The following is a 15,470-nucleotide window of genomic DNA, read 5'->3' on the forward strand; positions in this document are numbered from 1 at the left end:
GGGGTGTGTTTACTCCCATTAGGTTTTCTTTTTTTGATTTGGTACAGGCTCCGTCCGAAGACCACGCAGTACCGCGGTGATCCATTGCAGAAGAGGTATAACAAATACTTCTACCCACCCTAATGGAACTAAGTATTTATCCAGGAACTGAAAGGCTTGTTGTTCACTGCGGAACGAAGCAGCGACTACAATAGTGAGAATGATTATTGGACAAATAAACCATTTGTGTTTGTCCTCTGGCATATTGAAGATTCGCGCACCCAGTGATGACAGAGCCCATGTGACGTTACTGACAAACAACACCGTAAAAGCCGTTGTGAGAATGATGATAACAATTCCCACGCGTTCAATCGGCGAGTTCGTCAAGCGAACTAATTGAATGGCAAATGGAAGTGAGAAAGAGATGTCTCTTGTGCCTTCCCATCCCAAATTTAAGATCACTGCAAGAGCTACAATGATAATCGCAACTCCTCCAGCGGCAGCACTGATGATGGGGTACCAAATCGAGCGCAGTTTTTTATGCTCATAATACGGGCTCAACATGCGGGCGATAGTAAACCCAAAATACAGTGGATAAAGATAATAAATACCTTCAATGGTATTTGACCAACTGGTTACTGTATGTGGAATCCAAAAGCGATGTGCCTGAAAGAGGAGAGACAGAAATATAACTATTGTCCCAAGAAAAGTAATTGGAAACACAATGCTGGCGACACGTCCCAAGGACTCAACCCCAAGCCAAGCTCCCCTAGCCGCAACGAGACACATGGTAACCATCAACACCAATAATGGTGTATTTGGTAAGAAACTATTTAACACGACGACGAAAAAGTAAATGCACAAAGCACTGAAATATATATAAATTGGGATGTATAACACTTCGACTACGGTACCAATCCATTTTCCCCAAACCAACTTTCCTATCTCTGCTCCCGTGAGGTTTGGAAATCGCTCAGTAGTCAAACCTAGCACCCAACCAGTCAATACCCCTATAACAGTCACTCCGAGGACCGCCCACAAGGCATCCAAACCTGCATGCTCTACGGCAATGCGAGGGAAGAACCAGAGCATCAATGCCAAGTAACAGGTGGATGTAAGTGCAATTACCTGAAACCAAGATAAGATTTGTTTCACGGCCGGTACTCCTTCTCACTGAAATCATAGACACTAATGTTTATTGAACTAGACATTTTTCCCACATTGCTCCTTTATAAACCTCGCAGATTTCACATGGTACTGGGGACTAATATTGTGAGTACAATGCCACTTTCGACAGGAGAGGTGTTTAACAGTTAATGCCTTTGAGGACATTGTTCGGTGTTATAACTGTTTACCTTTAGGATTAAGATTCTTCGAACGACGTGGGACATCGTATGGTGGAGAGCTTTCATGACCTAACCGGTGCTTATACGACAGAAGATTATGGTCACCCTTATTGCCCTAATCCAGCTTAATAGGAGGTCTGGATTTATGTATCTTGGTTGAATATTTAGTAGCGTGCTTATTGCGCTAAAGGGTGCGTTAGTTCAAAAAGGAAGCCCCCTCAATTACGCATGAACATACAAAATGGTGTATATATGAACATCACTGCGACTTTTCTAGATAGCGATAAATTGTGGTCCGTGAAACGCCCCACTTTTCGGCGACATCCTTAATCGGAGTACCATTACTAATTAGAGACTTCATCATTTCAATGTCTTTGGTATGGAATTTTTCAGGACGTCCACCTAGGCGACCTCGTGCTCTTGCGGAAGCACGACCAGCTGCGGAACGTTCCTGAATTAAGTTACGCTCGAATTCTGCGAATGCTGCAAATAAATGAAACATCAACTGCCCCGTTGCGCTTCCTCGATTCATGGTCAAATTCTCTTGAAGACTATGAAAACCAATTCCCCGTTCATTCAGCGTGTTCACCAATTGAATTAAATCTTGCATGTTCCGTCCCAATCTATCTAAACGCCAAACAACAACCATGTCTCCCTTCCGAGCATATTGAAGCACCTGATCCAATCCTGGTCGTTTACTTTGTGCCCCACTGATTTTGTCATGAAAAATTTCTTCGCAACCATATTGCTGTAAAGCATCTAGCTGTAAATCCAAATTTTGTAGTCCAGTTGAGACACGCGCATATCCAATCAACAATTTGTAGCACACCCTTTACAAATTAAGGTATTCCCACTGTTTCATAAGATGTATTTTATATGGTTAATGAACATAGAAAATAGAACAGACTTTCTGAACGTGAAATCACCCAAATTATAGATTAAAAACTTCGTGAAGTCAGGTGTTCAGAAAATGAGGACTTTCTGGACAAAATGATCTACCTAGATTTGGTCGTCCGACGTTCTGCGATAACGTGGTCTCGTTGGCCCGATGACGGACAAACGCTGCACAATAAAGGACTACTCTTGTGTGGTGAGCCACCTTTCATCTGGAGGGTATTGCCTGGCCGCAACAAAGTGACCGCTGCATTTCTGCAGCGGCCTAGAAGAAGTAATGGTGCTCAAGAGATTCGAAGCCTACCGGGACTTTAACCCTATGACAAAGTCGTCTTCGTTCGTGATGACATTACACTACAGCCGTCGATTGGATTCGTATTGGGAGTTGTTTTACACCGTAAATAACAGAACTCTCAATAGGCTCAAATACAGTGTCATCTAAACAATTCATGTCCGACAATCTCTGCAATAATACGTCGAAGGCAACTTTACCCTCCAGTCGAGCGAGAGGGGCGCCTAAGCAAATGTGGATGCCATGTCCAAACGCAAGATGAGGATTCGGGTTCCGTTCGAGATCGAATTGATTGGCATTTGGGAAATTCAATTCATCTCGATTCGCGGATCCAATCCACGCCAAGACTCGTTGACCGGCCCGGATCGTTTGACCTCCAATTTTCGTGTCGGTCGCCGTGAATCGGGTAATTCGCTGCACTGGGGACCGGTAACGAAGGACTTCTTCCACGAAACTGGGGATGAGTTCCGGACGGTTGCGTAAGGACGTAAGTGCTTCCGGATACTCCGCCAAGCAGAGAAACGCGTTCGCAATGAGGTTCGTTGTGGTAATGTGACCCGCGATCAAGAGCAAACTGCAAAAGCCCAGCAATTGCTCTTCTGATAACCTTTCTCCTTGAATTTCCGAAGCTAATAGATGAGTGATTAAATCGGATTGAGGCTCTTTTCGTCGTGCCTCCAGGATGGTTTTAAAGTATCGGCTCATTTCATCTTGAACCTGTTGGCGAGCTCGGAGAGTTTCCGGGTCGTCGATCCGTTGACCAATAACGCCAACGCCGGTGGCGACTTGAACGTCCGCCCAATGTTTAAATAAATCCCGGTCCTCGTGAGGGACACCCAGTAATTCGGCAATGACGGTGACGGGCAGGGGATAAGCAAAATCGTCGATGACATCCATTTGTTCTTTCCCGGCTACGCCATTGAGCAGTTCATAAGTGATTTTTTGAATCCTGGGAGTCAACTCCGCGACCGACTTTGGCCAAAATGGTTGATTGACTAGGTTTCGAAATGTCTTGTGTTGAGGTGGATCCATTTGGATCAGACTTTGCTTGAAAAACGGGAGAATGACGTTATCCTCGTTTGGTAGGTTTAAGTATTTTAGGTCCGAAGAGAAATTTTTATGGTCGGACAAAACCTTGTTCACGTCCTCAAAACGAAAGACTTCCCAGTAATCTTCTTCCGAGTTGTAGTGCACCGGAGCGTGTTCGCGCATCGACTGGTACCAAGGGAACGGTTCATGGTCTTTCATGGCTGATACGAGACTCATGAGAGCTACCTCCTAAAGGGATTCAATTTTAAATATTCAAATTACACATATAGAAGCGGTAGTCACGTATCATCAACGGATCGAAATGTGGTAATCCGTCAACCATTTATTGACCTGGACCAAGAACGCCAACTGATGTGTTCTTTCCTGTGCTGAAGTCATCACTGAATGAGCCGATTTTTTCAGATTTAGAAGTTCATTCACCCTATCCTTGTCGACGAACGACAGCAAAGGTGAGTTCGAATCGGCCAAAATGTCCAGCACAGCGGAACGCATCGCGTTCTCGTAGGACGGGTTCTGTGTTCCTGGATAGCCACTCTTTTTTCGATATAGGACCTCATGCGGGAGTAAACCTTTCACAGCCTCGCGCAGAACCCCTTTTTCGCGGTTGCCAACTGTCTTCATGTCCCAAGGGATATTCCACACATATTGTACAAGTCGGTGATCGCAGAAGGGGACGCGGACTTCCAACCCCACTGCCATGCTCATTCGATCTTTGCGGTCCAGTAACGTGGGCAAAGACCCCCACACCAGGTGTAGATAGAATATCTCTCGCATACGCTTATCCAATCCAGTTTCCCCATCAAGCCGAGGTACTTCCGCGATAGCTTGCTGGTAACGTGCTCGTCGATATTCCTCCGGTTTGATCTTCGCTCTAAATTCCGCCGATAAGGCATCGGAGACATTCATTAGGAAAGGAAAAGTCTCCGCTTTGATGCTCTCTTCCGAATAGAACCAAGGGTAGCCTCCGAACACTTCGTCCGCGGACTCTCCCGATAGCGCGACCGTCGCTTCCTGTTTCAGCGCCTTGAACATTAAGTACAACGAGGTGTCCATCTCGCCCATACCAGGGAGGTCTCGCGCCCGCAACGGAGCGAATGAATGGTCGACAAGATCAGGGGTGTCAAGAATGATATCGCGATGATGTGATTTGACATATTCTGCGACTTGATGGACATACGGAGCGTCCCGGTCCGGTCGAATCGTGCTCGGTTTAAAATGTTTGTCACTGTCTCTGAAATCGACCGCGAAAGTCCGCAATGTCTCCTTCCCTTTTCGGTTGAGGATGTCCGTCGCGATGGCGGTCATCGCACTGGAATCCAAACCACCGGATAAGAGCGTGCAGTAAGGGACGTCGGAAATCAGTTGACGCTCGATAGTATCGTAAAGAAGCTCCCTAATGTGTTTCGCCGTCGTGTCGACGTCCTCTGTATGAAGTCGACTTTCCAGTTTCCAATACTGCGTGATATGGCGACCGGAACGGTTGAAGCTCAGAGTATATCCCGGCCTAATTTCATGCACATCTTTGTATATCCCATGGCCCGGCGTACGCAGAGGGAACATCGCAAAGATTTCAGTAAGGCCTTCCATGTCAACCTCCGGTTGCACGAGGGGGTTTGCAAGCAACGCTTTCGGCTCGGATCCAAAGAGGATGGCACTCCCGCGTTCCGCATAAAACAGTGGTTTTACACCCAGTCGGTCTCTCGCCAAGAACAGTTCCTGGTTTTCCTCGTCCCAAATACCGAAGGCGAAAATACCGTTTAAGTGTTCGACACATGACGGCCCCCACTCGATGTATGAAGTAAGGAGCACTTCTGTGTCGGAGCGCGTGGTAAAGATGTGGCCGCGCGCTTGCAGTTCGCGGCGCAACTCGATAAAGTTGTAAATCTCTCCGCTGTATGTGATCACATACGTTTTCTGATCGGAAACTTTTTTGACCATCGGTTGGCTACCACCTTCGATGTCGATGACAGCCAGACGTCTGTGTCCGAAAGCGACCCGGGAAGATAACCAAGTCCCTTCCGCGTCCGGCCCTCGACATTCCATGGTGTCTGTCATTGCTTGCAGAACCTCTTTTTGCTGTGTCAAGTCTCTCTGCCAATCAACCCATCCTGTGATACCGCACATCGAAATTGTCACATCCTTTTATGGATTCTGAAAAAATTTTCGTGAGACTATTTCGTGAGACTAAATGTATAGTCCTGAAATATATTTTAGCAAACTATGTAAGGGGATTCACAAACTAAAACATGATTCATAACCAGGACTGTCATGGGTCTTGCCACCCGGACGGTGGTTTATTTGAAAAATAAGCTGAACCAAACGCGCTCTCCAAGAAATGGATTATCCCGAAACTCAAGTCATCCAAAAGAAGTCTCCTCCGAACAACCAGAGGAGACTTCTTCTTGCTGGAGCAACTCATTTGATGCCAATAGACAAAGAGCATTTAAAAATTGGTTTTGGGGTAGTCAAATTAACTCGGTTGGTTTGGATTTCGCTTCCTAGTACGTTGTCAGCTGCTTCACTAAAACTTTTTTCACCATATTGCGAAGCCGCAACCCGCAAATACGGAGCATAGTTCGTCAGATCCTCTTGTTCGATTTCTGGGTATGGCCATTTTTCCCCATTCAAATACGGAACGACAAATTCATAGGCCTTCTTCAGGCTTCGACCATCTGGTGTTTTGTAATCCCAAAGATTGTACCCCACGCGCTCCCCAAGTTCAGCCAAAATCGTAAACGCTTGCAAATCATATAAAGTATAATGGGTTCTGGTGCAAAAATTCACGAAACCACAATATACAGTGGTGTATCGTAACTGAATCCACACTACATATGGTGTATTCAAATATTTTTGCACCAGAACCGGATACTCAAAAGGTCCCGTAAACGGTGTTTTTGGAGATAACTACTTGACTGCCGCCATGAGAGTGTTTCAAACAACGTATGATCTATTTAGGCTCGTCCAAATCGTCTATCGCGCTTTTCGGCGCATGATCCTTACAACTCCCCAGCGGATAATCCATTTGTTCAATTCGCCTAAATCCTGTCTCAAAAATGTGCGCCATGTCCCTAATGTCCTTTAGACAGTCGCATTTCATGCAATACGCCTGCTCCACTCTTAACGCCCTCTTAATGTGACAATTTGTATCTATATAGATTATGTATCTACGCAGCTAACTAATCATCGTCCCTACATCTTCGCCGTCATTTTATTCCGAGTTCCAAAATCATCGCATGAGCGTACACAGGTACTGGGATACTACCTACAGGCTATTTTGTCATAGTGAGCTATACCTCAAACTGACGTCAGGAAGACCACTAGAGGCGTCAACGATTTTTTTCGTTTCGTGAGGTCACCACTAGTTAGGAGTAAAGGAGAAGATAAGTTTAATGAACGAGCAAGTCCCTCATGATAAAAGCCTCGATAACAGTATCGCTCTGATGCAAGAAGGGTATCTGTTTATCAAAAATAGGGTCGACCGGTATCGGTCTGATCTCTTTGAAGCGCGGTTGCTGCTGCAAAAGGTAATTTGTATAAGCGGGGAAGAAGCGGCGAAGTTGTTTTATGATTCAGACCGTTTTCAGCGACACGGTGCCGCACCAAAACGCGTGCAAAAAACATTGTTTGGTGAAAATGGAATCCAGACTTTAGATGGTGATGCACATATTCTCCGGAAGCTTCTTTTTATGTCACTGATGACTCCGCCGCATCAAAAGCGGTTAGCTGAGCTTGCTACGGAGCAGTGGCAGGCTTCTATTAGCAAATGGGAAGGTTCCGAGAAGGTTGTACTTTTTGATGAAGCAAACGATATTTTATGCCGGATAGCATGCGATTGGGCTGGGGTTCCGCTGCAGGAATCAGAAGTAAAAGAGCGGGCAGACGACTTCAGTGCAATGGTTGATGCCTTTGGAGCGGTTGGACCGCGGCACTGGAAAGGAAGAAGAGCAAGAACCAGAGCCGAAGAGTGGATTAGAGGGGTCATAAAAGATGTCCGAGCTGGTGGTCTGAAGGCTGAGGCAGATTCAGCACTGTATGCGATGGCTTTTCACACTAATCTCGATGGCAGCCAGCTCGATACCCAAATGGCTGCGGTAGAACTCATTAATGTATTACGGCCGATTGTTGCGATTGCAACCTTCATTACCTTTGCAGCTTTAGCGTTGCATGAGCATCCAGAGTGTAAAGAGAAGGTGCAGTCAGGTAACAGCAATTATCTTGAAATGTTCGCGCAGGAAGTTCGGCGTTACTACCCGTTTGGCCCTTTTCTAGGTGCAAGGGTACGAAAGGATTTTATTTGGAATCAATGCGAATTCAAAGAGGGAATGCTTGTACTGCTTGATATGTACGGTACGAATCACGATCCTCGGCTATGGGACAACCCAAATGAATTTCAGCCAGAGCGGTTTAAGGAATGGAAGGGAAGCCTATTTGATTTCATTCCCCAAGGTGGGGGTGACCCTGCCAAAGGACACCGCTGCCCAGGCGAGGGTATTACCGTCGAGGTCATGAAGGCAAGCGTGGATTTCCTCGTCAACAGAATTGAGTTTAAAGTCCCAGATCAGGATTTAAGCTACAGTCTGGCAAAAATGCCGACATTGCCTGAAAGCAGATTTGTAATGAGTAATATCAGACGAAAATGATTCCAGGGCAGTCGTTTAGAAAGCAATTCTGAGGGTTCTGGTGCAAAAATTCACGAAACCACAATATACAGTGGTGTATCGTAACTGAATCCACACTACATGTGGCGTATTCAAATATTTTTGCACCAGAACCGGATGCTGCAACTAAGGACTATTATTCTTGGGCAGCAAACAATACAAAATCAGATGGCACGCCAGCAAAGAGCTTCGATGAATGGTTGACCTACGCATTCGGTGGTAGTTCTTGGGGAGTCAAAATGAATGAAACTCACTTCTTTATGGATTGTAAACTGGTTAAAAAGAGTATTAGTTGCATTGATTGTCTCTTAACGCTTTGCACTCTGAACGAAGTTTTACTCCCAGGGTTTGATGAGAATTTTCGCGCATTGTTGGGAAGCGGATGTTTCAAACGCTTGTTGTATCTGCGTCATTGGATATACGTGTGAAATTAGCTCTTTTACAGGTGGAAATGTCCGAATCATATGCATGAGTTTTGGAAAATCATTCAGATTATAGTGCCATGAGCCGAATAAAGTGAGCCCCTTTCTAATGAAGTCTTTACTAGCTATGATAGGGGTCTCGTTATAACATTCTCCCACTAATGCAACCTGACCTTTACGACGTACGGCGTCAATACAAGTTCTATGCGCAGCCACTGTTCCCGAGCAATCAATTGCATAGTCTACGCCAGGCTCTCCCAAACGATTTAAAATTTGTTCAACCAAATCAGATTCACGAGGATCGAATACGACTTCTGCTCCTATTTCTCGTGCGACGTTGGCACGGTATTGATTTGAGTCAACAGCTATAACCCTTGCACCTCGAAATTTTGCATTGACAACCGCACCGAGCCCTACTGGACCTAGTCCAGTGACAAGAATGGTATCGTAACTGCCAAGAGACATGCGCTGAAATGCACCAAACGAAGGACCTAGCGCACAACACGCTAATGAAGCCATTTCATCAGATATATCATCAGGAACTTGCTGTAGAATAAACGCAGGTTTTAAGACATACTGTGCCATAGTCGCATCTTGCATCGTATTACTATGACAGTGAATGTAGTCCCCTGCTAGACAATACCCACACTTGCCACATCCATTGAGGGGCATTACGACCACACGATCCCCAACTTGAACGTGACTCAAACTCGAAGCCTGAACAACCTCCCCTACAGCCTCGTGTCCAAGACAATCTGTTTCTTTACCAGATAGAAAAGTTTTGTACTCACTACACATCGGTGCTACATTTACTTTTACTACTACCATATCTCCAATAGACTCTGGCATTGACGCCTCTACCAATCCCACTCTGTTTTTTCCTAAAACCGCGGCTTTTTTCATGGCGTTGCTCCTCATCGTAATATTCCGAATTTCTATTGGCATCAATACTACAATCGGAATTTCCAAGCGGGTAGTTTACAAGACACTTGTACGCTTCTGTTCTCCCAAAAGCCTCACCCTTGCTGAGTTAATAGGATGATCATGTAAAAGCTTAATCCTCTCTAGAGGACTTTTTATTTTCTGAACAATAATTTCAATGTCAATTTTCCTCGTATCGACTACACCATATTCGACATAAACATTCATCGGTGTCATCGTCATTTAATAGCACCCGCTCCGAGACCTCGAACAAAATATCTCTGAAGTAAAAGAAAGCCCACTACGACCGGCAAACTTACCGTCAGAGAAGCAGCCATAAGCTGGTTCCAGTAGATTACACCAGCCTGGGCATTTTCATAGAGTTGAAGTCCGATTGGCAATGTACGTGTTGCACTATTCGTGAGGACCGATGCAAAAAGCACCTCTCCCCATCCTGTCATAAATGAAAAAACTCCAACGGCAGTCACTCCAGGCAAAGCAATTCGTAACGTCGTGATGATAAATGCCTGAAACCCCCTTGCTCCATCCACAACTGCTGCCTCTTCAACATCACGAGGAATAGATTCCACATACCCGGTCAGCATCCAAATTGAAAAGGGAAGCGCAAATGTTAGATAGGTCAAAATCACCCCCAGATAACTTCCATCTAAAGTTATCCCTAAAGCGTTTTGAATGATCACATACAGTACAAAAAGAGGTAGTAAGAAAAAAACTCCAGGGAAGGCTTGAGTCGATAGAACAACCCGAAGAAACGCCTTTCCGCCAAAAAGGCGGTAATGAGTCAATGCATAGGCTGTGAGAATGGCAATTGGTACCGATGCCAGAGCCGAGACTCCTGAGACTATCAGACTGTTGATAAGATAACGTAGTAATGGTGCTGTCTTCCACATCCCAACGTACGAATGGAAGTTGATCACTTTTGGAATCAAACGGAATACTGAACCTGCTTCCGAAGGCGTTGAAATCGATATCGTCACCAATGTCCACATTGGATAGAGTGTAAAGAGCACCAATATGAGCAAAACTGTAGCTCGAACTACACGATACGATTTACTCTCAGCCATTGTGCATCTCCCCGATTCTCATACGGAATACACGAATATAAACAGTTGCAATAATCAGTAAAAACAGAACCATAATCACAGACATTGCCGCACCCAACCCAAAGTTTAAATTTACAAAGGAATCTACGTAGATCTGAAGGGACATTAACCGTGCTGCTACAGGGGGAGAAGTACTAAACATAACGAACGGAGTCGTAAAGTCAGTGAATGTCCAAAAACCAGTAATTAGAACTAAAAGTAAGCTTACGTTACGAACTGACGGAAGAGTGATCCCCCAAAATTCTTTCCATCGGCTTGCACCGTCAACACGCGCTGCTTCATACAACTCTTGTGGAATATCCTGCATTCCCGCTAAAAGCATCAAAAATGCAAAGGGCCATGTACGCCAAATGGCTGTGATCGCTATTGCGACGAATGCCCGAATACCCGCCAACCAAAATGTTCCCGGAGAAATTAAGTGTAAATCTTTCCCTAAAAGGCTATTTACTGACCCGTTAGGTTGAAACATAAACGTCCAAACCATTACTCCAACGTAAGCCGGTAAGGCATAGGGTAATATAAATAGACTTCGGAGCCACCCGCGTCCTCGAAACTGATCCGTCAGAAATACTGCAGCAGCCATCCCTAGTATCCAAGATACCCCAACCACGACGACAGTATATGCACAAGTAACACCCAGCGAAACGAATAGTTCGCGACCGATTGGCTGACCCACATTGACTGCTAGCCAGAAGTTTTGTAACGCTGCGAAAGGTGCTTGGATCCAGTTTCCGATCGTAAATTGTGTTAATTTAAGCATACTTATGATCACGCCAAAGAAAGTTGGAATCACTTGCACGAAAGCAATCGCAATGACAGCAGGTAACAGGGCTAAATAGGGTAATATACGCCGATGTGCATGAACAGAATGTTTACTAGTTCGCGCTCGCTTTTTGGTATTCAATTCAATTTCGTTTGGGCGAAATTGATTTGCCATAGTGCTATTCCCCCTGTAACCTGTCCATAGCAATCCAACTACTGAATAAGAAATTCAGAAACTATCGAGAGTAAAACTGGAGGTCCCTTTCCGTACACGTCTAGGATCTCCCTCTATAACTACGCACTCCGATTATTCTCAAATCAATTAATTCCCACTTGCAATAACCGTTTGTTGAACAGAAGAAAGCGAAGACTTCACCTGTTGTGAAGTAATTCCTTGTGCACTTATATCATCGCGAAACAAGGAAACCGTCGCATTACCGATTCCAGTCCCTAGATCATTGCTTGATGGCTCTGTTGGTGCTGGGGCTGCATGGTTGTCAAGTATTTCACCAAAGGTCTTCTCCGCTGGCGTTTGAAAATATGGAGTGTTTAACCCTGCTGTGGTCACTGGCAATTCAAACATTGCCTTATTAATCGTCTCTTGTTCTTGTGGACTTGTTAGAAATTTGACGAACTCCAGGTCAGCAGCCATGTGCTTACTGTTTTTAAAGATCGCCAAATTTTCACCAGCTACATGTGACATGATTGAAGTACCACCTGGCGGAATGGGAGAAGGGAGCGGAATAAGCCCAATCCCATATTTACTAGGGTCTGTAACGGCCTGTTGAGGATCTTGTGTAAACAGCATCGCTGCCTGGCCACGTTCAAATTCTGTCGTATCCTGCGTTCCGGTGCTGTCAGAAACTAGCGCCGGATCGATGATTCGATCAGGATAGACCCATTTGATGTACGTAGTCAACGTCTGCACGTCTGCTGCTGACGTCAGGTTTGGATTACCTGCAGAGTTGTAATAGTTACCTCCCTCTTGTCGAAATAGTATCCAGTCCCAGGTTCCATCAGCTGTCGGAGCACCGATTGGTGCTGCTACTCCCCATACACCCTTCGCAGGATTAGTAAGTTTCTTGGCATCAGCATAGAAAGCACTCCATGTTGTAGGTGGCGAACTAATGTTTGCCTCACGGAATAACTGTTTATTGTACTCCAGTAGCCATGTTTGCCCTAGGAATGGCACCGAAATTGGTGGCTGACCTGGAACGCCAGTGACCGACATGCTCGTTTTCAGGAACTTGTTCTCCCCACCGATATCCTGAAACATGGCTGAGGTCCACGGAACGAGTCCGCCCGATTCAGCAAGCGAGGCAGCCCACGTATTTCCAATTTCCATCACATCTGGACCTTGACCACTAGTGATTGCTGTAGTGATCTTCGTCAGGTACGTAGACCACGGCACGCTCTCTACATTAACTACAATTCCTGTCTGTTTAGTAAACGCCTTGGCGGCACCAGCAAGTGTGCCGGGAGTCGGGTCCGGACTAGGTACCCACCACGTAATGGGCCCCTTAGTGTTGGAAGTATTTGAATTACTCCCACTTGTGTTAGTTCCACACCCTGATAAGAATAGTGCTACTACGCCAACTGAGACTCCCAGGGTTTTAAATCTAATTCTCATTTTGTTTCCTCCCTTATGTCAGGTAACAAAATTAAAGAAACCAAAAACTTCATTTTTGATGTTCAGGCCATCTGCCCTGCAATTTGCCGGAATATTCACATAATTTAATTCGTCCTCTGATACAGAAAGCGAATTCGTATTGTTTTCCTTGCTTCGATTTATGGACATGCGGCGACGCCCTAGTACTGTCAATTGATCTCGAAAGACTGCCATCACCCCCCAAGAACAGACGTTTCATAGTAGTTCTTCCCTTCTTTCTGATCGATATAGGAAGCGTTTTCAAAAAATATTCGTTATAATATCCATTATTATTTGATAAACAAGATTATTTTCTTTGAACATTAGGATTATTGAGCATCAAGAAGTAAATTAATTTTTGAGGTTCTCTATCTTCGGTCATAATCCAGTAAATTGTATATTTCACCGCAATATCACCCGGTTGATAACCTGAAAGCCAGTTAGCGAGATTGTTACGATCAAGTCCGAATTTGTGTGTACTTTCCCTCTTCGGTTATTTCTTAGGCCGGTTGCCTAGTAATCTGGGTCTGGGTCCTTCTCCAGGCCCAGTAATCGTCCATCGTCAGATAACGGTGACCGGTCGTCCACTTCTCATCCATCTCCATCAACAAAGCTCCCAGCAGACGCATGGCGGATGTTCGGTTTGGGAAGATGCGTATCACTCGTTCACGTCGACGAATCTCCTCGTTTAACCGTTCTACGCCATTGGTTGTGCGTAGCCGTTGCCGGTATCGCTCGGGCAATGAGAGCACCGCTGTTGCGTCGTCAAAGCCATCCTCTAACACCTGCATCGCTTTTGGCGCTTTGTCTGCATATTCACTGAGTACCTGGTCTAGCAGAAACCGTGCTGTATCTGTATCCAAATCAGGTGCATCCATCCAGTATCGCTCGGGCTTTCCGGTAAATCTCACCCTGCAATGACTTTGGTGCTGCATCCAGCAGGTTTCGCATAAAGTGTGTTTGGCACCGTTGCCAGGTACAGCCTGTAAAATGTGAAAGCAACGCTTTGACCAACCCAGCATGGCTGTCCGATACCACTAGGTCTACGCCGTTTAGGCCTCGTTCCTTGAGCCATGAGAAAAACTTGCTCCAGCCAGCTTCGGACTCACCGTCTCCAAGCATAAGACCGAGGATCTCACGGTATCCTTCTTCATTCACGCCGGTTGCAATCATGGCGCTGCGGGAACGAACACGACCGTCTTCCCGAATCTTGATCACGAGCGCATCCACCAGCAGGAAGGGATACTGCTTCTTGCTCAGCGATCGTTGATTCCAACCATGCACAGTGGGGTCTAGGCGTTTACACAGCGTTGAAATGGTGGATTTAGAGAAGGAAGTCCCGCATAGTTCTTCCGTAATCCGTGTGACTTTGCGTGTAGATACACCGTTCACCACCATCTCCATGAGAGCCAGTACCAACGCCTGTTCACTTCTCTGATAGCGAAGAAAGAGTTCTGTGGAGAACTGGCCGTTACGTACACGGGGTACTCGTAATGTGAGACGACCCACACGGGTGGTTAAGGTATGCGGATAAGTCCCATTCCGGTATCCCTGACGCTCTCCTGTACGCTGATAGGGTGTTGCTTGGAGTTGCTCCGATACCTGAGCCTGTAGGATCTGATTGACCACCTGCTCTAATAAGAGGCCAACCCCCTCATCTCCATGAAACAAGCCGTGCAAAATCTCCTCATCCACGGTAATCTGGTACTGAGCCACAACGTATCCCTCCTGGTGAATTTTGTCCGCAAACTCATTCTACCGAAGAGGGGGCGGGTGGCTCATCTACGTTTGTAGACCATACCCGTTTTTACACAATCATATGGACTTAACTATTGTTTTACGCCGGGCACTGCGGATCAGTTGCGCATGTGTCTGCTATTAAAATTAGTATGCTGAACACCCAGAACAAGTAAATTTATCATATTTAACTTAATTATGACATCAGTTTTCACGCAACAATATCGGATACAATATGATGATATTCAGCCTGAAATAGTTCTATAACCAATTAATAATTGAATATGTAGCCCGATGTATCAAATTTCGATACTCCCAGATAGCTCGTTTGGTTCTTTCTGTTGAACATTGAGATGGACACCTTACACCCATTCCACGTTGGCCTTCACTTTGCCTCTACAAATGGGTCGTACATCCGACTGGCGAGATGCTGATGATCCGGTCCTTCATCTGCATCAGAATACGCAAATCTCGTGGTTGCTATCCCAAGGCCTCACGCATCACGTTATGCCATACAAATTTGCGCCGTGACAATTGGCCATGGAATACCGTGATCCATATCTATAAACAAGAACGTAGTGCCGATTGTCCATGAAAGTGTTACCTTCGCGAATTTAGACAAGCGACTATCGCCCCT

General features: G+C 45.6%; 10 protein-coding genes and 1 pseudogene. 1 reads left to right on the forward strand and 10 read right to left on the reverse strand.

Going from position 1 to position 15,470, the window contains the following annotated elements:
• Window positions 1–18: 18 nt before the first annotated feature.
• From NZD89_RS24825 to NZD89_RS24845, 5 genes are all read right to left on the reverse strand, one after another.
• Complete coding sequence (locus NZD89_RS24825) at window positions 19–1,134, reverse strand: GerAB/ArcD/ProY family transporter (protein WP_268005342.1); 1,116 nt, start codon at window positions 1,132–1,134, stop codon at window positions 19–21.
• A gap of 450 nt (window positions 1,135–1,584) precedes the next feature.
• The gene (locus tag NZD89_RS24830; RefSeq protein WP_268005343.1) at window positions 1,585–2,142 is read right to left on the reverse strand and encodes a recombinase family protein; all 558 of its coding nucleotides are present in this window, start codon (window positions 2,140–2,142) and stop codon (window positions 1,585–1,587) included.
• Window positions 2,143–2,568: 426 nt separating this feature from the next.
• Complete coding sequence (locus tag NZD89_RS24835) at window positions 2,569–3,777, reverse strand: cytochrome P450 (RefSeq protein WP_268005344.1); 1,209 nt, start codon at window positions 3,775–3,777, stop codon at window positions 2,569–2,571.
• A gap of 72 nt (window positions 3,778–3,849) precedes the next feature.
• Window positions 3,850–5,685, reverse strand: coding sequence for an asparagine synthase (glutamine-hydrolyzing) (gene asnB, locus NZD89_RS24840; protein ID WP_268005345.1), 1,836 nt, complete (start codon window positions 5,683–5,685; stop codon window positions 3,850–3,852).
• Between the two features lie 291 nt (window positions 5,686–5,976).
• Window positions 5,977–6,417, reverse strand: coding sequence for an alginate lyase family protein (locus NZD89_RS24845; RefSeq protein ID WP_268005346.1), 441 nt, complete (start codon window positions 6,415–6,417; stop codon window positions 5,977–5,979).
• Window positions 6,418–6,950: 533 nt separating this feature from the next.
• On the opposite strand from NZD89_RS24845, the gene cypC reads away from it, so the two are divergent.
• Window positions 6,951–8,201: a CYP152 family fatty-acid peroxygenase CypC gene (gene cypC / locus NZD89_RS24850; protein ID WP_268005347.1), complete on the forward strand. Its 1,251-nt coding sequence runs from the start codon at window positions 6,951–6,953 to the stop codon at window positions 8,199–8,201.
• A gap of 353 nt (window positions 8,202–8,554) precedes the next feature.
• On the opposite strand, the gene NZD89_RS24855 is transcribed toward cypC, so the two are convergent.
• The 5 genes and pseudogenes from NZD89_RS24855 to NZD89_RS24875 form a co-directional block, all read right to left on the reverse strand.
• Window positions 8,555–9,544, reverse strand: coding sequence for a zinc-dependent alcohol dehydrogenase (locus NZD89_RS24855; RefSeq protein ID WP_268005348.1), 990 nt, complete (start codon window positions 9,542–9,544; stop codon window positions 8,555–8,557).
• Between the two features lie 257 nt (window positions 9,545–9,801).
• Complete coding sequence (locus NZD89_RS24860) at window positions 9,802–10,647, reverse strand: carbohydrate ABC transporter permease (RefSeq protein WP_268005349.1); 846 nt, start codon at window positions 10,645–10,647, stop codon at window positions 9,802–9,804.
• Complete coding sequence (locus NZD89_RS24865; RefSeq protein WP_268005350.1) at window positions 10,640–11,623, reverse strand: carbohydrate ABC transporter permease; 984 nt, start codon at window positions 11,621–11,623, stop codon at window positions 10,640–10,642. The genes NZD89_RS24860 and NZD89_RS24865 overlap by 8 nt, the downstream gene beginning before the upstream one ends.
• Window positions 11,624–11,770: 147 nt before the next feature.
• Window positions 11,771–13,078: an ABC transporter substrate-binding protein gene (locus NZD89_RS24870; protein ID WP_268005351.1), complete on the reverse strand. Its 1,308-nt coding sequence runs from the start codon at window positions 13,076–13,078 to the stop codon at window positions 11,771–11,773.
• A gap of 518 nt (window positions 13,079–13,596) precedes the next feature.
• Window positions 13,597–14,812: pseudogene (locus tag NZD89_RS24875) on the reverse strand (IS256 family transposase).
• Between the last annotated feature and the right edge of the window lie 658 nt (window positions 14,813–15,470).

It is taken from the genome of Alicyclobacillus fastidiosus (assembly GCF_026651875.1).
In the GTDB taxonomy this organism is placed as follows: Bacteria; Bacillota; Bacilli; order Alicyclobacillales; family Alicyclobacillaceae; genus Alicyclobacillus; species Alicyclobacillus fastidiosus.

Coding starts and splice junctions, on each gene's coding strand:
- NZD89_RS24870 (WP_268005351.1), bottom strand. CDS start 13,078: ATGAGAATTAGATTTAAAACCCTGGGAGTCTCAGTTGGCGTAGTAGCA.
- cypC (WP_268005347.1), top strand. CDS start 6,951: ATGAACGAGCAAGTCCCTCATGATAAAAGCCTCGATAACAGTATCGCT.
- NZD89_RS24855 (WP_268005348.1), bottom strand. CDS start 9,544: ATGAAAAAAGCCGCGGTTTTAGGAAAAAACAGAGTGGGATTGGTAGAG.
- NZD89_RS24835 (WP_268005344.1), bottom strand. CDS start 3,777: ATGAGTCTCGTATCAGCCATGAAAGACCATGAACCGTTCCCTTGGTAC.
- NZD89_RS24865 (WP_268005350.1), bottom strand. CDS start 11,623: ATGGCAAATCAATTTCGCCCAAACGAAATTGAATTGAATACCAAAAAG.
- asnB (WP_268005345.1), bottom strand. CDS start 5,685: ATGTGCGGTATCACAGGATGGGTTGATTGGCAGAGAGACTTGACACAG.
- NZD89_RS24860 (WP_268005349.1), bottom strand. CDS start 10,647: ATGGCTGAGAGTAAATCGTATCGTGTAGTTCGAGCTACAGTTTTGCTC.